This is a genomic window from Kineothrix sp. MB12-C1 (assembly GCF_030863805.1).
In the GTDB taxonomy this organism is placed as follows: Bacteria; Bacillota; Clostridia; order Lachnospirales; family Lachnospiraceae; genus Kineothrix.
The window spans coordinates 1,612,539-1,631,904 of sequence record NZ_CP132957.1 but is presented as its reverse complement, the minus strand read 5'-3'; the positions used below and the strand labels follow the sequence as shown (position 1 = coordinate 1,631,904).

The following is a 19,366-nucleotide window of genomic DNA, read 5'->3' as shown; positions in this document are numbered from 1 at the left end:
AACGACCCCATTGGAAAAGGAGAGGTATTATGAATATCGAAATTGCAAATCGGCTGGTGAATTTAAGAAAGAGCAATAATTTTTCACAGGAAGCTTTAGCCGAAAAGTTGGGAATCAGCAGACAGGCGGTAAGCAAGTGGGAAAGGGCGGAGGCATCTCCTGATACGGATAACCTTATATTATTGGCAAGGCTGTATGGTGTATCCTTGGATGAATTGTTACAGACAGAAGATGAGATTCCGCTCCCTAAAGATAACGTAGAAGTGGAAAATGTGCAGGAAAAGTCTGCGGAAAAAGCTTCTTATTATGATGATAATAAGGCTGAATATGTAAATGTAAGTTTTGGAGGAGTACATGTACGGGATAAAGATGGAAGTGAAGTACATGTAGGATGGGACGGCATCCATGTAGATGATAAAAAGAGAAGAGATAGCGTTCATGTGGATAAGAATGGGGTATATGTCAATGGGAAAAAGTATGATAGGGAATGGAATGATTATCGCAACAACTTTCCTATTACTATCTTTGTCGTGATATTCTATATTGTCTTAGGCACGTTTTTCAATGCATGGCATCCGGCGTGGCTTTTGTTCCTTCTGATTCCCTTATGGGGCAGTTTTGCATCGGCAGTAAGGAATAAGAATATGCATATTTTTGCATATCCTGTATTAGCGACTTTATTGTTTCTTTGTATAGGATTCTTCATGGGAGCGTGGCATCCCGGATGGGTTGTTTATCTTACGATTCCTCTATATTATGCATTGGTTCCATATATGCAGGGATTCTGGGATAAAGAGGAGGATGAGGTATACGATTCCCCCTACTCGGATGAAAGTGCGGAGGAATAGATATGAGGAAGATGTGGATAGGTTTCGTTATTTTTCTGTGTGCAGCAGTAGTTATCGGTGTGGCATCTGCCAGCTATGCACGCAGGTATAATTATGGTGCCATTCGCTTTTTAGGAGGGATAGGAATGGTCGAGTTAAGAAATACAGAGGAGTTTGCGGCAGAGGATATCGACAATATTGAAATTGCATATAGTAGTGAAAATATTATTTTGTACAAAGCAGATGCGGATAAGATTATTATCAAGGAATACTTGCACAGGAATAGAAAGGGTGATTCGAGAATAGAAAAGGAAGGAAATACCCTGCATGTCAAGAAATTAGAAGGATTTCATGAAATTTATTTATTCGGATTTCCGCTGGGAATGGAAAGAGTAGAAGTGTATCTCCCCGAATCATATAACAAAAATATAAATATAGAAACCTCCAGCGGAAATATTAAGGCGGAATCGGATTACGACTTTAATGAATGTCATCTGCTCGCAAGAAGCGGGAACATTTCATGTAATGAAGTTAGTGCCAGCGAGTTAACGGCAACTGCCTCCAGTGGAAATATCTCTTTCCATAAGGCAGAGGGTACAAGAAAGATAGTGACCTCCAGCGGAAATATTAGGCTGGATGGTGGAGCGGGTGATACTGAGGTAGCGGCCTCCAGTGGAAATATTGCAGTAAAAGGAGCATCCGGAAGCTTGAAGGCAATGGCCCGCAGCGGAAATATCAATGTTGAATTCGATCAGTTAGGGACGAAGGTAGAAGCGGAAGCATCCAGTGGAAATATCCGCCTGACAATTCCGGAGGGAAGTGCTTTTTCCTATGAGGCGAATGCAAGTAGTGGATTAATCAATACAGATTTCGATGAATCCCTTTCCTATAACAAAAAAGGAAACAGAGCGAGTGGAACGCATGGAAATAATGTACAAACGGCGATAGAAACAACGACCTCAAGCGGTAACACATCGGTAAAATTCAGGTAATATAAAACCAAACTGCAGAGGAAAATTTTGCAATATGTATGAAATAAAAAAGATGTTTTGACCGTAATAGAGAACTTCTTGGTCAAAACATCTTTTTAATTTGTAAAAAGACCTTGGTGTATTATGTTCAAATAGAATATTTTTGCCCTTATGCAATGAAGATGCGGTCTTTGTATTTCTCCAGTGTGAATAACAGAAGCATTCCCAGAATTCCACAGGAGATAAGTTCTCCGGCAGTAACCGTAACAAAGGATAGCCATAGAGGACGAATACCGTATACATAAAGCAGTATAGGAGGAACTACGATCATATTAGCGATAATAGGTGGAACCGGAGCGAGCCATTTATAACGGCGGAGCTTATAAGTGAAAAATGCTCCGATTAAGGTAGCAAGACTTCCGAATACAATATCGGGAAGAGCGCATCCGGTCAGAATATTGCTAAGTAGGCAACCGACAAATAATCCCGGTATTGCTGCCGGGGTAAAAAAGGGAAGAATCGTCAGAGCTTCCGAGAAACGAACCTGTACCGCATAATTGGCAAGGCCGAAGGCGTTGGCTATAAAAGTAAGCACAACATAAATAGCAGCGATCATAGCTGCCTGGACGATAAGTAAAGATTTTTTGTTCATATAGAATTGTCTCCTTTAGTTTTGTTTTACGTGTGGAAGGTCTCGAACACACGATATCGTAACTTTTTCAGTATATCACGAAAAGAGGAAGTGTCAAGCCTTAACTTAAGCTCAATCATTCACTATTTGCTCAATCACGCCATTCAAAAGAATATCCAATACCATTTCCTGTATTTCACTTTTTTGACCTTGCAGACTCAGCCATCCGTGATACAACGCTTGAAAAGTATGAGAAGCAACTGCAAGTGTACAGTTAAACTTAATTTCATGTTTGTCTAATATAAAAACTGCATCAAGGTTTTGATTTGCAAATACGGACAAACGCTCTTTTGAAACTTTACGGGAAATGAGCTCCAAAGTGCGGTTATCAATTTGAGAAAGGATAGGAAATTGTAACATCAAATCATACATGGTGCTAAATACTTGTCTGACGCGTTGTTTGTTAGTCAAGGCGATATTTGTCTCTAATAAAAGGTCAAGCTCCATAAAAATATTTAATTGAATATTTTGGACAATGTCGAGAAAGAGATATTCTTTACTATCATAAAATGTATAGAAAGTTGCCTTTGCTATATTTACAGCTGACACTATTTCATTTATTGTAATTTTTTTCAGGCCATATGTTGCAAAAAGACGTTCTCCCTCCGCTAGTAGCCTTGTTTTTATTTGTTCTTTTTCATTTTCACTAAATCGTGGCATATTGCTTCTGACCTTTCCCTTTCAATTTCGTGCGCGCTTTTAATCCCCCAAAGAAAATCGCTGCTTATCCCTTTGCCGGCGAAAAAGCTATGTACAACATTCAGAATAATTTATGGGTTTGTTTCATTTGATTCGTCTTTTTCCTTAAACAAAATACCGCAAACACTACAATATTTATCCTCTGATTTTACGCCTCTGTTTCCGCAGGCTTGACATTCATACAATCCTCTTCCTAAAACCAACTTCTCGTCCTTCTTAGTTTCATAATATATATTCATTCGTTTATCTTGATGAAATTCTACCGCAAGTAACCCAATAAAAAACACTATAATAGAAATGCCGATTCCAAAGGAGATTTTCACACAGGCGGCAAGAATTCGGCTTTTATAAGCAAACATAATAATCTGCATAATTCCAGGTATTACTAGTGTAAAAATGGTGGCACAACCAAGTATTTTTCCTCCATATCCGATAGAATTTATTTTTTTCATGCTTCCTCCCTTTTGTCCATATATGAACTAAAAGTGTAACTTAGTATGTTTAGTATATATACCGAGGATTACCTTGTCAATGAATTTGTGAAACAGGCCACCGAATGACAAAGAAAAAGAAAGACGGTATAGCTTTTCACCATACCGCCTTGCAGTTGTCATTTTACTTCCTTATCAGCCTTCGGCTTTAGTCAATGGTTTTTTTCGTCAGCCATGATTCGGAACGGAAGCGCAGATAGAAGATAACGCTTCTTACAGCCCATTCGATACCCATACATATCCAGACACCTTGCACGCCAAGTCCTAAAGGGACGGCAAATAAGTAGCCCAGGCCTACACGTATAGCCCACATCGTAATTAACGAAGAAACGGAGCTGAAATTGGCATCTCCGGCAGAACGAAGAACACAGGGCATAATATTGGAGAGAGACCAGAAGAAAGTCATGGGGATGGCCGCAATCCAAAGAAGCTGATAAATAAGAGAAAGAGTATTAGCCTGTGCCTGATATAGCTTAAGAATAAGAGGCATAAGAGGCATGAAGACCACAAGCGACAGAAGGACGACGAAGGTGCCAAGCCATATCATCTTAGAGCCATAACGTCTGGCAAGCTTCTTCTCGCCGGCTCCGATGCACTGGCCTACAATCGTGATGGAGAGTGTGCTTACTGCCATGCCGCAGGCATATAAAATGGAAAAAGCGGAGCTTGCGATAGCATTAGCAGCTACACTGATGGTGCCGAGAAGAACAATATAGGTCTGTACCAGCATACCGCCGCCGTTAAAGAAAACCTGTTCCAAGGCGAAAGGAATTCCTATCTTAAAAACAGATTTCAGGATAGAGAAATCAATACGGAAAATATCTCTCGCATGGATGGAGAGACTGCTCTTTTTATGCATTACTAAATAGACGGCTATAATACCGCCAATGATACGGGCGATAATTAAGGATATCACCGTTCCCGCAATATCCATATGAAGAATATTAATGAAGAGAAGGCTGGCAAACAGATGGATTAAGTTGATGATCATTGTAAGGTGCAGGCAAACCTTTGTTTCGCCAATTCCACGGAATACTGCGAAGGAGCCCATATAAAAGGAGTGAAAAATAAGAGAGAGGGATACGCCGATAAGATAGTCGCGCGCCTTCTCTTTCACGATAGCATCCGCCGCATGAAATAGGGTATACACCAAAGGATTGGCAAAGATCATTAAAATGCTGCAAAGGATAATAGCAGCCAGGGAGGTTGCGAACATAACCTGGCCGGCAGAAGCCCGTATTTTCTCCCGATCTCCTCTTCCTTTATATTGGGCGACAACGACGGTACCGCCGGCGGCGATAGCGTTGAAGATGGAATAAATCATCATGTATAAAGGGGAAACGAGGCTGACTGCGGATACCGATTCCTGGCTGGAGGAACTGATCATCGCAGTCGTAAGAAGGCCGATAATGTTAATAAAGAATTGATCTAAAATCAATGGTAGCAGCATGGAAAATATATCTGAATAAGAAAATTGCTCACTGCTCAGTTGTCTTGTCAAAAATAAATCGGCCCTGGAACCGGACCGGATAAGTGTAATTTTATGTGAGGAAAGTGGTTTCATAAAGAAGACCCCCAATTTTATGTAAGATAGTGATAACAATAGAGCCGGTAAAGTAATAGGGGGTTCTCATTCCATGGGAATAGAAATGGTAAACCGATGGAATGAGAAGCTCCATGAAAGCGGCTGATTTTATAGCTCGCCCTTTTTGTATTTGGATACGACATTTTGAATGCGTTCGTTCGGATTGAGCAAATCGCTGATGGAAGAATCGTGATTGAGGGTATCGATGAGATAAGCGATATATTTGCTCATGTCGCAATTCACATACCATTTTCTGGAGAGAAGCTCCGGTGTTTGGTAAATGAGATTCGTGGTGAGTACACCATCGATAATGCCATCCTCATAAGCTTTATCAAAGCGGTCGAGTCCGTTAGTGAACAGACCGAAAGTAGCACAGATAAATACACGGTTTGCCCTACGTTTCTTAAGTTCTGCCGCTACTTCCAGGGCACTTTCGCCGGAGGAAATCATATCATCGATAATAATCATATCCTTGCCTTCCACACTCGTTCCGAGGAACTCATGGGCGACAATGGGATTTCTGCCGTCTACTACCTTCGTATAATCGCGTCTTTTATAGAACATACCCATATCCAGACCAAGAACGTTAGCCATATAAATAGCACGTCCCATGCCGCCTTCATCGGGGCTGATGGCCATCATATGATCAGAATCCAACTCCAGTCCTTTTACATGCTGAAGAAGGCCTTTGATAAACTGATAAGTAGGCTGCACCGTCTCAAAACCATGAAGTGGTATTGCATTTTGTACTCTCGGGTCATGAGCATCGAAAGTGATAATATTATCAACACCCATAGCCACCATTTCCTGAAGGGCAAGAGCGCAGTCCAACGATTCTCTTGTGCTTCTTTTATGTTGTCTGCTTTCATAGAGGAAAGGCATAATAACTGTAATTCTTCTTGCTTTACCGCCTACGGCAGCAATAATACGCTTTAAATCTTGATAGTGATCGTCAGGTGACATATGATTCTTATGTCCGCACAAAGAGTAGGTGAGACTATAGTTCGCCACATCTACGAGGAGATAAAGATCGGTTCCGCGTACGGATTCCATGATGATTCCTTTCGCTTCGCCGGAACCAAAACGTGGAACTTTGGCACCGAGTATATAAGAATCGCGTTGATATCCCGCAAAGGCAAGAGAATCCTTATGTTCGCTTTCACGCTTTGTTCTCCATTTCACAAGATAGTAATCAACTTTCTCCCCCAAAGACTTACAACCTTCCAAGGGAATGATACCCAGAGAACCGACAGGGATCGTCTCCAGATTTCTTTTTTCTTCACGCTTAGCCATGAAAAAATCCTCACTTTCTTAGCAGCCACCTAATTTGATCTGTTTAGTTTTTTATAAATTCGTATATCCGGTCCGGATAATTTGCATATGGTATAATTACTGGTAATTCTTGAAAATATTCTGTCCGAATAACGTACTCGCAATTCTTCCAATGATAGATTCGTGGATATAATAGTTGGTTTATGACGGATATGTCGTTCGTTAAGACAGGAAAAAAGCTGGGAGGAGGTGTAGTTATTCACTACTTCTGCACCCAGATCGTCGATAATGAGCAAATCACATTCATAAAGGTCGTCCCTCGCTTCGCCGGAATGATTCCTGAAACTGTAAAAAAGCTGCGACATGTGCTCAAAGAAAGCAGCAGAGCTAAAATATAAGACAGAATAACCCTTATCAATGATTTCTTTTGCAATGCAGCAGGAAAGAAAGGACTTGCCAGACCCTACTGTACCATAAAAGAATAAATTATGATAGATAGAATCAAAATTTTCTATAAATTTTTTACAGGTGCCGACAGCATCGGTAAAAAGAGAAAGATCATCGCCGCTGTAATACTTATCGGAAAGGGCGGAGAAATTCTCTGTTGTCAACATTTTACTGATATGAGACTGCTCGTAAAGCATAGAAATCTCAGCTTGACGAAAGCAATGGCATTTCTTTCCATCGATGTAGCCACTATCCTTGCAATCACAGCAGTCATAAATTGGATTGAGATAATCGACAGGATAACCGGAAGCGCTCAGAAGCCTGCGCTTATCTTCAGACAGTTTCTTGATCATTTCCCTTAAGTTCTCAAGTGCATAAGTATCGCCTTCGAGAAGCCTGCGGCCTTGTTCTACAGAGATAGAGGCGATAGAATCTTCCAGTTCTTTGTAGCCCTTTACCTGCTCGTAAATACGGGCGCGGCGTTCTTCTGACCGATGGCGGTTCCTGTTTTGTTTTTCCTCATAGTTTCGAATGATGAAATCGTATTGAACATTGCTAAGTGCCAAGGCAAAGTCTCCTTAATAATTATCTGATTTTTAAGAGTTCCTTTTCCAGAGATTCAAAATCGTAATCGTGTTGTTTGAATTGGTTGAAGGCGTTGCTCGAAGCAGCCTTTGTCATGCCCCTGGAAGTCTTTGCGCGAGAGAATTTCTCATCTTCTCTGGCAATATCAGTAACGTGATGAACCCCTGCTTCATGCCAACTTTTCAAAATAGTGTCAGCATATTCAAAACGATGCTTGTCCGTGCCAAGAACACTTCGTTCGCAGGCAACGTGGATGACTTCCATCCCGAAGCCCAGATTCTTCGTCCAGTGACGGATATAATCGGCTTCCTTTGCAGTAGGAGAAGAGGTCTTCCCGAGTGCATTCATGATTTCATATACAGCTTTATCATATTTATAAGCTTTTTGTTCCGCCTCTTTAGGGGTAGTAATACCTGCCTCGGCCCAACTGATTGCTACCTTTTCTATGTATCGAAAATCTTTCTTACCGCGTTCCACACAATATTGAACCAAATAATCGATTAAATCCACAGAAAAAGAAAGCCTGTCTGCAATGAAGAAAATAGTTTTCACCTCGGAAGGGGTCAGAGTTTTTCCAATATATTGTTCCACGATAAATAAAAGCTGGGAAGATTCTTCCCTCGCTTTAAATTCTTTTAATTGGTCTAAGGAATAAGACGGTTTTTCGTAAATATTTTCGTTCGCGGGTAGTTCTTCTTTAGAAACAGAAACCGCCACAGGCGCAATAACACACTCCGTCAAGGGTAATGAAGCCTTCTCTTTTGGGCCATTTAAGTCGAGCAGATGAATGCCGATAAGAGATTTGGATTCATCGTATTCCAGAGAGAGAATGCGGTTCTTTTCCCAATATTTGAGCGCACGCATTATGTCTTTTTCCGTATGATTAAATTTATCCGCAATATCGGATAAGCTGATAGACAGATTAGCATTCATCATACGGATAAGATAAATGTATACTTTCAGCTGTGCATCGTTTGCATCCTTCATATATTCGTCAATAAAAAGATTGGATACAGCTGTTGCATCCACATAGTTATCCTTATAAATTGTTAAGCGACCCATTTATCCCACCCATTTTCATTCTATAACACTATATCATTCCAAAGCAAAATGAATTATAACATAACCCTTTTCAAAAAGAAATAGTCAATTTGCCGGAAAACGCCGTAAATACGCCATTCCTGATAAATGTGGATGATGTGGAAACTGTGGATAATTATAAAAAAAGATAGAGTATCGTGTGGAAAATAAATAAAATTCATGTAAAACAGGGCATTTGGAGGAGAGGAGACCTTAAGAGTAAAAAAGTAAAATATCCACAAGCTTCGGAGGATAGATTCGACCTGAAGTTGTGGATATTGTGGATAGTTATTCTTTTAGCATGTTTTCTCCCACTTTTACAATATCTCCGGCCCCCATAGTTATCAACAGGTCATTTTGTTCACAGTGTGCTGATAAAAAGTTTTCTATCTCTTCAAAAGACGGGAAATAATAGCATTCAGTGCCAAGCTGAAGGATTGCTTCCTGTAAATGTTTCGAATTTATCGCAGGGTCATTTGCTTCCCTTGCCGCGTAAATATCTGAAAGCACAACTTTATCTGCAAGTGAGAGTGCCTTTGCGAAGTCCTGTAAAAAGGCTTTTGTCCGCGTATAAGTATGAGGCTGGAAAACACACCACAGAGTTTTGTGAGGATAATTAACTGCCGCTTTTAAAGTTGCGGTAATTTCTGTGGGGTGATGCGCATAATCATCTATTATAGTAATATCATTTTTCTTTCCCTTATATTCAAAACGCCGGTCGGTACCAGAAAAATGGAGGAGAGCCTTTTTGGCTATCTCGCTATCGATGGAAAGGAGGTCGGCAAGAGCGATGGCAGCCATGGCATTGTGCACATTATGTTCACCGGGAACCATAAGGGTAAAGTTCTCTGAATTACCGTTTTTACGTTGTAGTGTAAAGAAAGCATGAGCCAGCTCGTCATAATGAAGGTTCGAAAAGCTGTAGTCATGGAGAGGAGAAGAACCGCAAGTGATAACTTGACAGGACAAGCCTTTTGTAATTTCTTCATAGTTATCGATATCTCCATTGATAATGAGTGTCCCGTCTTCCGGTAAAAGCTTTGCAAATTCATGGAAGGAAGTGCGGATTTCATGAATATCTTTGAAGAAATCCAGATGGTCTTCTTCTATATTTAATATGATGCCTATTTTAGGAAAAAAGCTTAAGAAACTATTGGTGTATTCACAAGCCTCTGTAACAAAGTAGTCGGACCTGCCTACTCGTATGTTTCCGCCGATGCTTTTGAAAATTCCCCCGATAGAAAGAGTGGGATCGCTGTTATTCTCAAGGAGAATCTCCGAAATCATAGAAGTTGTCGTCGTCTTGCCGTGGGTGCCGCTTACAGCAATAGGAATATTATAGTTCTTCATCATTTGTCCAAGCAGTTCAGCTCTTGTCAGATTCGGCAGCCCCAGTTCCTTCATAGTGATGAATTCGGGATTATCGGAATGAACGGCACTTGTATACACAACAAGATCGATATCGGAGGTGAGATTCTCGGCTCTCTGTCCATAATGGACGATAGCACCTTTTTTCTTAAGTGATTCTGTCAATGGGGACTGGCGAAGATCTGAGCCGGACACCGTGAAATTCTCCGTGAGAAGGATTTCGGCAAGGCCGCTCATACTGATACCGCCGATACCGATAAAGTATATATGGATCGGATTTTGAAAATCAATTTTGTACATAACCGCACTTCCTGTTCTTTCTGCTATTATTATGCCGTCCGGGCAAAGTGCGTGCAAAGGATCGAAACCACAATCAGGCTCTTTTCCAGACGGTATGATACTATATTATACTTTGCCCGCAAGCGGTCACAGTATGCTTTTTGCACACTCGCTTTGCTCGGCGCAGTATAATACTGCTAAAATATTATACTTTGCCCGCAAGCGGCCACAGTATGCTTTTTGCACACTCGCTTTGCTCGGCGCAGTATAATACTGCTAAAATATTATACTTTGCCCGCAAGCGGCCACAGTATGCTTTTTGCACACTCGCTTTGCTCGGCGCAGTATAATACTGTTAATATATTATACTCATATAGCGGGAAAAAACCAATAGCAATTTCAGACGGAGGTCACAGGAGAAGGAGGGAAATTACCTGATAGTACAAAAATCACCAAGAAAGCACCGGCTAAAAAGGAGAAAAACAAAAAAAGATATAAAAAATATACAAATAAATTTATCCAGAAATAAAAATATTGTTAAAAGTTTACATAAAAAATGAAGAAAAAGGAAAAGTATTTTGTAAAAATTATTCACTTTTATAGTACAATATGGTATAATATAACACATAATATAGTAACTTTCATAGTGAAGCTACTAGGTAAGACTAAGTAAGAGGTGATAGCATGATTAAAAAAGAGATGATTGCCATGTTGTTAGCCGGAGGCCAGGGAAGTCGACTGGGTGTTCTGACATCGAAGGTGGCGAAACCGGCAGTAGCATTCGGAGGAAAATATAGAATTATCGATTTTCCCCTTAGTAACTGCATTAATTCAGGAGTAGATACTGTGGGTGTATTGACACAGTACCAGCCTTTAAGGCTGAATACACATATAGGAATCGGGATTCCGTGGGATCTGGATAGGAATATTGGCGGTGTTACTGTTCTCCCTCCCTATGAAAAGAGTGAGAATAGCGAATGGTATACAGGTACTGCCAATGCTATTTATCAGAATATTGACTACATAGATACTTTCAATCCTGAATATGTGCTGATTCTTTCCGGCGATCATATCTATAAAATGGACTATGAAGTAATGCTGGATTTCCATAAGGAGAACGGTGCGGAAGTGACGATTGCCGTTATGCCGGTACCTATGGAAGAAGCGAAACGGTTTGGTATTATGATTACCGATGAGCAGAGACAGATAACAGATTTCGAGGAGAAACCTGAACATCCGAGAAGTAATCTGGCTTCTATGGGAATTTATATATTTAATTGGAAGACGTTGAAGAATGCATTGATTGTGAATTCCGAACAGCCGGCGCTGGATTTCGGAAAGCATATCATTCCTTATTGCCATGAGCAAGGGGCACCTCTTTTTGCATATGAATTCAATGGTTATTGGAAGGATGTAGGAACGCTTAGCTCTTACTGGGAAGCTAATATGGAACTTATTAATATTGTTCCCGAGTTCAATTTGTACGAGGAATATTGGAAAATTTATACGAGGAGTACGATTTTACCTCCTCAGTATATTTCTTCCAATAGTGTGATAGAGAAGAGCATCGTAGGGGAAGGTTCCGATATACGCGGAGAGGTATATAATTCCGTTATAGGATGTGGTGTTACGATAGAGGAAGGCAGCATAGTAAGAGATTCGATTATTATGAATGAGGCTCATATCGGCAAAGATTGTGAACTTAACAAGGCAATTATTGCTGAGTATGTAGAGATTAAAGATCGTGTAAGGCTCGGAATCGGTGAAGAGGCTCCTAATGAGACTGATCCTCACATTTATAATGAAGGAATGGTTACCGTGGGAGAAAAGAGCGTAATTCCTGAAGGCATTACAGTTGGAAAGAATGCAGTGATCTTTGGCGTTACAACACCGGAAGACTACGAAGATGCCAGTCTTTCCAGTGGAAGAACATTAATAAAGGTGGGTGAAAAATATTGAGAGCAATCGGTATTATTTTAGCAGGCGGCAACAATCATAGGATGAAAGAACTTTCACAGAAGCGTGCTATATGTGCGATGCCCATTGCAGGAAGTTATCGCAGCATTGACTTTGCATTGAGCAATATGTCCAATTCACATATTCAAAAAGTTGCGGTATTTACGCAATATAATGCAAGAAGCTTGAACGAACACTTAAGTTCTTCCAAATGGTGGGATTTCGGACGTAAGCAGGGAGGATTATTTGTATTCACACCGGCAGTTACTGCAGAGAGCAACTTCTGGTATAGAGGAACGGCGGATGCCATTGCGCAGAATTTAAGCTTTTTAAAAAGCAGCCATGAGCCATATGTGGTGATTGTATCCGGCGATTGTATCTATAAGATGGACTATAACAAGTTATTAGAATATCACATCGAGAAAAAGGCGGATATAACCGTGGTATGTAAGGACATGCCGGCGGATATGGATTCGAGCAGATACGGCGTGATTAAGATGAACGAAGAAAGCCGGATTGAAGACTTTGAAGAGAAGCCGATCGTAGCAAGATCCAATACTGTTTCCTGCGGTATCTACGTTATCAGAAGACGCCAGCTCATTGAGATGATTGAGAAGGGAATGGAAGAAGACCGCTATGATTTTGTAAAGGATATTCTTATTCGCTATAAAAATATGAAACGGATATATGGATATAAGATAAAATCTTATTGGAATAATATCTCTTCCGTTCAGGATTATTTCAATGCCAATATGGATTTCCTAAAGCCGGATATCAGGGACTATTTCTTCAAACAGTATCCCGATGTGTATTCCAAGATAGATGATTTGCCGCCGGCAAAATATAATGTGGGTGCCAATGTGAGAAACAGCCTTATTTCGAGCGGAAGCATTATTAACGGGACGGTAGAGGATTCTGTTATCTTTAAAAAGACATACATCGGAAATAATTGCTACATAAAGAATTCTATTATATTAAATGATGTTTACATAGGAGATAATTCTCATATTGAAAATTGCATCGTAGAAAGCAGAAACACTATCAGAGCCAATTCTTATCATAAAGGAGAGGATAGCATTAAGGTTGTGGTAGAACATAATGACAGGTATGTCATATAATAAAGGCCTTTGATGGTAGAGGGGGACTAAGGATATGAATATTACGGACGTAAGAGTTAGAAAGATAACAAAAGAAGGAAAGATGAAGGCGATTGTTTCTATTACACTCGATGAGGAATTCGTCGTTCATGATATTAAAGTAATTGAAGGTGAGAAAGGGCTTTTCATCGCAATGCCCAGTAAAAAGGCAACGGATGGCGAATACAGGGATATTGCCCATCCGATTAACTCAGAAACGAGAGAGCGTATCCAGTCTATTATATTGGAAGGCTATGAAAAGGCGCTTTTGGAACCGGAAGAAGAAATCTGATAGATAATCTAAAAGGGAATCATGAGTAATCATGATTCCCTTTTTTGAGTTCGGCTTTTAAACTTTATCTGACGTATACATAATATTGCCTTCCAGAATCAAATCACAGCATTCGGCATCACCGAAGATAATAGTTTATTACATGCATTAAGAAAGACTTTGTTGAAAAATAGAGGGTTTAAGGTTAAAATGATTGGGAAGATTTAGAGTAACTATTCAGGGAAGTTTGAAAGGAACGAGCATACAATGTATATTATAGCAGGCCTGGGTAACCCGGGAAAAGAATATGATAACACAAGGCATAATGTAGGCTTTGAGGTGATAGATGCTATTGCGGATAAATATAATATTAGTGTAGTTGAACTGAAGCACAGGGCGATCATAGGAAAAGGGTATATAGACGGACAGAAAGTGATTCTTGTGAAGCCCGTTACGTTTATGAATTTAAGCGGGGAGAGCATTCGGCCTATACTCGAATATTACAAAGCGGATGCACAGACAGAGCTTATTGTTATATCGGACGATATCAGCCTGGAGCCGGGGCAGCTGCGTGTCAGAAAAAAAGGAAGCGCAGGAGGCCACAACGGACTTAAAAACATTATCAAACAATTGGGTCACGATAATTTTCAGAGAGTGCGGATCGGAGTAGGTGAAAAACCGAAGAATTATGATTTGGCAGATTGGGTTCTGGGGCATTTTAATAAAGAAGAAAAAGCTGCTGTCGATGACGCCCTTATAAAAGGGGTCAAGGCAGTGGAGATTATGCTGACAGACGGACCGGATACCGCCATGAATGAATTCAACCGCAAGGTATAATATTTAAACAATATTATACTGCGCCGAGCAAAGCGAGTGTGCAAAAAACATACCGTGGCCGCTTGCGGCTAAGGTATAATATTTAAACAATATTATACTGCGCCGAGCAAAGCGAGTGTGCAAAAAACATACCGTGGCCGCTTGCGGCTAAGGTATAATATTTTAGCAGTATTATACTGCGCCGAGCAAAGCGAGTGTGCAAAAAGTATACTGTGGCCGCTTGCGGGCGCAGTATAATATTTAAACAATATTATACTGCGCCGAGCAAAGCGAGTGTGCATAAAATATACTGTGTACGCTTGCGTACACAGTATCCCACGACAGCCAGTAAATAAAAATATGAAATAAAAGTAAAAAAGGATGGAATATATAGATGAGGACATTTACCGCGCCCTTATACGAGCTGGGTGAATTCGAGGAGATTACGAAGCTTCTTCGTAAGCCGCAGGCAGCTGTGTCGTTGATCGGATGCGTGGATTCACAGAAACTGCATATGACGTATGGGTTGAGCGATGGTTTTAAGTATAAAATCATCGTTACTTATAATGATTTAAGGGCGAAAGCGATATATGAGGATTATAAGTTATATGACAAGAATGTCACAATGTATCCGGCTAAGGATTTGATTTTTTATCAGGCGGATATTCACGGCAATCAGATTGTAATGGAGAGAATCAAGGCTCTTAGAAGAATCATTGAAGGGAGGCCCCTCACGGTGGTAACGACCTTCGATAGTTTTATGACGCCTCAGATTTCCCTTGCTATTCTGGAGAAGAATGTAATTAAGTTGGATTGTGAGGCTGTGATAAATGAAAGAGAGCTGGCTAAGAAGCTGGTAGAAATGGGCTACGAGAAGAATTACCAGGTGGAAGCGCCGGGACAGTTCAGCGTTCGCGGCGGTATCGTAGATATATTCGATTTGACAGAAGAGAATCCTTACCGTATTGAGCTGTGGGGAGAAGAGGTGGAATCCATTCGAAGCTTCGATATCCTAAGCCAGCGTTCTATCGAGAAGCTGCAGTCGATTCGTATTTATCCTGCAACGGAGATGCTTCTTACCGAAGAAGAGCTGAAGGCAGGAATGGAACGAATTGAATCCGAAGCGAAAAAATGCAGCGAAAGATTCCGTAAGGAATTCAAGACGGAGGAGGCACACCGGATTACATTTTCCATCAAAGAGTTAAAAGAGCAAGTGTTCGAGTTTGCAGAAGCATCGAATCTGGAAAGCTATATTCGCTACTTTCATCCGGATACGGTTTCTTTTATGGAATTATTCGATAAGGAGAAAAGCTGCATCTTTATCGATGAGCCGGCCCGTGTGAAGGAACATGCTCAGGCGGTGGAGCTGGAATTTCGAGAGAGCATGATGCATCGTATGGAGAGAGGGTATGCCTTGCCCGGACAGGCGGATATTTTGTTCGGACTAGAGGAAGTTGCCGCCAGAATGGGAAAAAGCAAGGTGGTGACCTTGGCTGCTATCGATATGAAGAATGCGCTGATAAAAGCAGAAAAGAAATTTGATATCGGCGCGAAAAGCATTGCCTCCTATAATAATAGTTTTGAAGCCCTTGTAAAAGATTTAAAGCGATACAAAAAAAGTGGGTATCGTGTACTTTTATTATCCGGTTCCAGAACGAGGGCGAGACGTCTGGCAGAAGACTTAAGAAACGAGGAGCTAAGTGGCTTTTATGGGGATGATCCATTCCGGGAGATACAACCGGGGGAGATTATGACCTTTTACGGGCGGGTACAGAAGGGTTTTGAATATCCTCTTATTAAGTTTGTCGTAATATCGGAAAGTGATATTTTCGGGGCGGAGAAGAAGAAAAAGAAAAAAGGGAAAAAGTACGAAGGACAGAAAATCAATGGATTCCATGACCTTAAGGTTGGAGATTATGTTGTCCATGAAAATCACGGCTTGGGAATTTATAAAGGAATTGAAAAGGTCGAGGTGGAAAAGGTAGTCAAGGACTATATTAAGATAGAGTACAGGGACGGCGGCAATCTTTACATTCTTGCAACCGGACTGGATGTCATTCAAAAGTATGCCTCAGCGGATGCCAAAAGGCCGAAGCTGAATAAGCTCGGCACGCAGGAATGGAACCGGACGAAGAGCAAGGTAAAAGGTGCGGTGAATGAGGTGGCAAAAGACCTTGTGGAACTGTATGCCGTCCGTCAGGAAAAGGAAGGCTTTGTGTACGGCAAGGATACGGTCTGGCAGCGGGAGTTCGAGGAAATGTTTCCTTATGAGGAGACGGAGGACCAGCTTACCGCCATTGAATCCACGAAGAAAGATATGGAAAGTGCTAAGATTATGGATCGCTTGATTTGCGGAGACGTAGGTTATGGGAAGACGGAAATAGCAATCCGTGCTGCGTTCAAGGCAGTACAGGAAGGAAAACAGGTGGTATATTTAGTTCCCACCACTATTTTAGCACAGCAGCATTATAATACATTTGTCCAGCGCATGAAGGACTTTCCGGTGCGCATTGACCAGCTCTCCAGGTTCCGAACATCGGCGGAGCAGAGAAAGACCGTGGAGGACTTAAGAAAAGGTCTTGTGGATATTCTTATAGGCACTCACCGCGTGCTTTCTGCCGATGTTATATTCAAGGACTTGGGTCTTTTGGTTGTGGATGAAGAGCAGAGATTCGGCGTAGCGCATAAAGAGAAGATAAAGAAGATGAAGGATAATGTGGATGTGCTTACGCTGACGGCGACACCTATTCCCCGAACCCTTCATATGAGTTTGATCGGTATCCGGGATATGAGTGTACTCGAAGAAGCTCCGGAAGAGCGTCTTCCCATTCAGACTTATGTTCTGGAATACAATGAAGAAATGGTGCGCGAGGCTATTGTGCGGGAGCTTTCCCGAGATGGCCAGGTTTACTATGTCTATAATAGAGTGAACCAGATTGCGGATGTGGCGTCCAGAATCGCACAGCTTGTGCCGGAGGCGAACGTAGCATTCGCGCACGGACAGATGAAGGAACATGAACTGGAAAAGATTATGTATGGATTTATCGGTGGAGATATCGATGTGTTGGTATCCACCACAATTATAGAAACAGGCCTCGATATTTCTAATGTAAATACAATGATTATTCATGACTCCGATAATCTGGGGCTCTCCCAGCTCTATCAGCTAAGAGGACGTGTAGGCCGATCGAATCGTACCGCATATGCTTTTCTCATGTATAAGAGGGATAAGATGTTGAAGGAAGTTGCGGAGAAGCGTTTGACTGCTATTAAGGAATTCACAGAGCTGGGCAGCGGTTTTAAAATTGCTATGCGGGACTTGGAGATTCGCGGTGCGGGTAATCTGCTCGGAGCGAAGCAGCATGGTCATATGCAGGCGGTGGGATATGATATGTATTGCAAGATGTTAAACGAGGCGGTAAAGAGTCTGAAAGGAATGAAAACAGAGGAAGACTTTAATACTACAGTGGATTTGGATGTGGATGCATTTATACCGCCCTCTTATATTGTCAATGAATTCCAGAAGCTCGATATTTATAAGAGAATTGCCGGCATCGATACAAAGAGCGAAAGCGATGATATGAAGGAAGAATTGTTAGACCGCTTCGGTGAGATTCCGAAGTCGGTGGATAACCTTCTTCGAATTGCCCTGGTACGTGTAAATGCTCATAAGTTATATATGCCGGAAGTGAAAGGGCAAAACGGAGAGATCCGTTTTAGCTTGAACACGGATGCTAAAATTAAAGTGGAGAATATTCCGGTACTTCTTAAAAAATATCCGAAGCTCACCTTCAATGCGAAAGCAGCTTCGTTCTGTTTCCGTTATCCGAAATGCGGCATGGTAGAGAGGGATGCGGAAAACCTGCTTACCTTTACCGAAGAGTTGCTTCTGAACATGAAGGAAATCTTACTCGAAGAAGAGTAGAAAGGGATAGCGTAACTATTCAGGACTTATCGATAACAAGATAAGTAACGTAAGCTTCATTGAAGTGATAGCCAAGCTTCCCGGCCAGCATAATGGATTCCTCATTCATAGCATCCCAACTGGGATATATACCATGTTCCAGGCATTCTAAAATGAGACGGGAGGAAGAAATCAGCGCGAGCCCTTTTCTGCGGTATTCGGGAAGGGTATCCACTTCGATTTCTATTCCGTTATGATAAACGGTATAAGAGGAAGCTCCTGAGACAATGGAATCTCCATGCATAATGACAAAACCCAACCCGCTTCTGTCATAAGATTCATAATTATCGAATACGGAACAGAGGTCGCGAAGCTGTTCCATTTGTAAAATACGCTGATAGATTGTCTTATCTATCTTATGGAGTGAATATTCGTTTGGAAGGTTTTCAATGTTGCCGGAAAGTGTTTCTTTGTGGAATGCTTCCGGCTCCTTTTTGGTGGAATAGCGCATAAAGCGCTCAAACTTCCCGGGATAAGCTTCTTCGATAAGGGAATTCCAGCCGGGACTTTCCGGAATAAGAAGTAAAATGCCGGAGGGAGAACCTACATGGATATTTTGTATCAGCTCACGGTCAGGGATGCCTGCAAAAAAGCAAAAGTCTCCGACGATAATCTGTGCAGAAACAGGGTTATCTAAGTTATTGGCCCATGCTCTTCCCATATACCCTTGCAAACAGGATAGAATAATGGTATGGGTAGTATTTTGGAACAGCGGTGCTATCTTAGATATATCCTTAGACGGTACTTCTAACATGTATGATCCCCCTTTTTATTATGTGGTCATCTGTCACCTTATTGCTAAGTGTTTTTATAAAAAGTATAACAAAGAGAGAAATTTAATACAAGTAAAAGGAAAAAGTGAACCTTTCGCACAGATTGATGCTCTTATAGTCAGATACGTATCGGAAGGAAGGGAAAGGAGTTTGGA

The 19,366-nt window shown here is 41.3% G+C and carries 16 protein-coding genes; 7 read left to right on the top strand and 9 right to left on the bottom strand.

What is annotated here, in order from left to right; genetic code table 11:
* Nucleotides 1-29 precede the first annotated feature (29 nt).
* Nucleotides 30-848 (top strand): helix-turn-helix domain-containing protein, encoded by an 819-nt coding sequence (locus RBB56_RS07560; RefSeq protein ID WP_306721772.1) that lies wholly within the window; start codon nt 30-32, stop codon nt 846-848.
* Between the two features lie 2 nt (nt 849-850).
* Nucleotides 851-1,819, top strand: a complete 969-nt coding sequence (locus RBB56_RS07555; RefSeq protein WP_306721771.1) for a DUF4097 family beta strand repeat-containing protein — start codon at nt 851-853, stop codon at nt 1,817-1,819.
* A 148-nt stretch (nt 1,820-1,967) separates the two neighbouring features.
* On the opposite strand, the gene RBB56_RS07550 is transcribed toward RBB56_RS07555, so the two are convergent.
* The 8 genes from RBB56_RS07550 to murC all read right to left on the bottom strand — a co-directional run bounded on the left by RBB56_RS07550 (nt 1,968) and on the right by murC (nt 10,316).
* Complete coding sequence (locus RBB56_RS07550) at nt 1,968-2,450, bottom strand: QueT transporter family protein (protein ID WP_306721770.1); 483 nt, start codon at nt 2,448-2,450, stop codon at nt 1,968-1,970.
* Between the two features lie 111 nt (nt 2,451-2,561).
* Nucleotides 2,562-3,149 (bottom strand): TetR/AcrR family transcriptional regulator, encoded by a 588-nt coding sequence (locus RBB56_RS07545; RefSeq protein WP_306721769.1) that lies wholly within the window; start codon nt 3,147-3,149, stop codon nt 2,562-2,564.
* 110 nt (nt 3,150-3,259) lie between these two features.
* On the bottom strand, nt 3,260-3,640 hold the full coding sequence (locus tag RBB56_RS07540) for a hypothetical protein (protein ID WP_306721768.1): 381 nt from the start codon (nt 3,638-3,640) through the stop codon (nt 3,260-3,262).
* 187 nt (nt 3,641-3,827) lie between these two features.
* A complete protein-coding gene (locus RBB56_RS07535) occupies nt 3,828-5,243 on the bottom strand; it encodes an MATE family efflux transporter (protein WP_306721767.1) in 1,416 nt (471 codons plus the stop codon).
* A gap of 129 nt (nt 5,244-5,372) precedes the next feature.
* Entirely contained in the window at nt 5,373-6,557 is a 1,185-nt protein-coding gene (locus tag RBB56_RS07530) for a ribose-phosphate pyrophosphokinase (protein ID WP_306721766.1), read from the bottom strand.
* Nucleotides 6,558-6,586: 29 nt separating this feature from the next.
* A complete protein-coding gene (locus tag RBB56_RS07525; protein ID WP_306721765.1) occupies nt 6,587-7,549 on the bottom strand; it encodes an ATP-binding protein in 963 nt (320 codons plus the stop codon).
* Between the two features lie 19 nt (nt 7,550-7,568).
* Nucleotides 7,569-8,630 (bottom strand): DnaD domain protein, encoded by a 1,062-nt coding sequence (locus tag RBB56_RS07520; protein WP_306721764.1) that lies wholly within the window; start codon nt 8,628-8,630, stop codon nt 7,569-7,571.
* A gap of 306 nt (nt 8,631-8,936) precedes the next feature.
* Nucleotides 8,937-10,316 (bottom strand): UDP-N-acetylmuramate--L-alanine ligase, encoded by a 1,380-nt coding sequence (murC, locus tag RBB56_RS07515; RefSeq protein ID WP_306721763.1) that lies wholly within the window; start codon nt 10,314-10,316, stop codon nt 8,937-8,939.
* Between the two features lie 663 nt (nt 10,317-10,979).
* Between murC and RBB56_RS07510 the strand changes: the two genes are divergently transcribed.
* From RBB56_RS07510 to mfd, 5 genes are all read left to right on the top strand, one after another.
* Nucleotides 10,980-12,254: a glucose-1-phosphate adenylyltransferase gene (locus RBB56_RS07510; RefSeq protein WP_306721762.1), complete on the top strand. Its 1,275-nt coding sequence runs from the start codon at nt 10,980-10,982 to the stop codon at nt 12,252-12,254.
* A complete protein-coding gene (gene glgD, locus RBB56_RS07505) occupies nt 12,251-13,369 on the top strand; it encodes a glucose-1-phosphate adenylyltransferase subunit GlgD (protein WP_306721761.1) in 1,119 nt (372 codons plus the stop codon). The genes RBB56_RS07510 and glgD overlap by 4 nt, the downstream gene beginning before the upstream one ends.
* Nucleotides 13,370-13,403: 34 nt before the next feature.
* The gene (gene spoVG, locus RBB56_RS07500) at nt 13,404-13,679 is read left to right on the top strand and encodes a septation regulator SpoVG (RefSeq protein ID WP_306721760.1); all 276 of its coding nucleotides are present in this window, start codon (nt 13,404-13,406) and stop codon (nt 13,677-13,679) included.
* A gap of 246 nt (nt 13,680-13,925) precedes the next feature.
* Nucleotides 13,926-14,495 (top strand): aminoacyl-tRNA hydrolase, encoded by a 570-nt coding sequence (pth, locus tag RBB56_RS07495; RefSeq protein ID WP_306721759.1) that lies wholly within the window; start codon nt 13,926-13,928, stop codon nt 14,493-14,495.
* A gap of 373 nt (nt 14,496-14,868) precedes the next feature.
* On the top strand, nt 14,869-18,399 hold the full coding sequence (mfd, locus tag RBB56_RS07490) for a transcription-repair coupling factor (protein ID WP_306721758.1): 3,531 nt from the start codon (nt 14,869-14,871) through the stop codon (nt 18,397-18,399).
* 19 nt (nt 18,400-18,418) lie between these two features.
* On the opposite strand, the gene RBB56_RS07485 is transcribed toward mfd, so the two are convergent.
* A complete protein-coding gene (locus RBB56_RS07485) occupies nt 18,419-19,192 on the bottom strand; it encodes a GNAT family N-acetyltransferase (protein ID WP_306721757.1) in 774 nt (257 codons plus the stop codon).
* Between the last annotated feature and the right edge of the window lie 174 nt (nt 19,193-19,366).

Bases quoted from the DNA above. Each gene is read 5' to 3' on its own strand.
- RBB56_RS07560 (WP_306721772.1), top strand. From the start codon at position 30: ATGAATATCGAAATTGCAAATCGGCTGGTGAATTTAAGAAAGAGCAAT.
- murC (WP_306721763.1), bottom strand. From the start codon at position 10,316: ATGTACAAAATTGATTTTCAAAATCCGATCCATATATACTTTATCGGT.
- RBB56_RS07485 (WP_306721757.1), bottom strand. From the start codon at position 19,192: ATGTTAGAAGTACCGTCTAAGGATATATCTAAGATAGCACCGCTGTTC.
- RBB56_RS07535 (WP_306721767.1), bottom strand. From the start codon at position 5,243: ATGAAACCACTTTCCTCACATAAAATTACACTTATCCGGTCCGGTTCC.
- RBB56_RS07555 (WP_306721771.1), top strand. From the start codon at position 851: ATGAGGAAGATGTGGATAGGTTTCGTTATTTTTCTGTGTGCAGCAGTA.
- RBB56_RS07545 (WP_306721769.1), bottom strand. From the start codon at position 3,149: ATGCCACGATTTAGTGAAAATGAAAAAGAACAAATAAAAACAAGGCTA.
- pth (WP_306721759.1), top strand. From the start codon at position 13,926: ATGTATATTATAGCAGGCCTGGGTAACCCGGGAAAAGAATATGATAAC.
- RBB56_RS07510 (WP_306721762.1), top strand. From the start codon at position 10,980: ATGATTAAAAAAGAGATGATTGCCATGTTGTTAGCCGGAGGCCAGGGA.
- RBB56_RS07530 (WP_306721766.1), bottom strand. From the start codon at position 6,557: ATGGCTAAGCGTGAAGAAAAAAGAAATCTGGAGACGATCCCTGTCGGT.
- spoVG (WP_306721760.1), top strand. From the start codon at position 13,404: ATGAATATTACGGACGTAAGAGTTAGAAAGATAACAAAAGAAGGAAAG.
- mfd (WP_306721758.1), top strand. From the start codon at position 14,869: ATGAGGACATTTACCGCGCCCTTATACGAGCTGGGTGAATTCGAGGAG.
- RBB56_RS07540 (WP_306721768.1), bottom strand. From the start codon at position 3,640: ATGAAAAAAATAAATTCTATCGGATATGGAGGAAAAATACTTGGTTGT.
- RBB56_RS07550 (WP_306721770.1), bottom strand. From the start codon at position 2,450: ATGAACAAAAAATCTTTACTTATCGTCCAGGCAGCTATGATCGCTGCT.
- RBB56_RS07520 (WP_306721764.1), bottom strand. From the start codon at position 8,630: ATGGGTCGCTTAACAATTTATAAGGATAACTATGTGGATGCAACAGCT.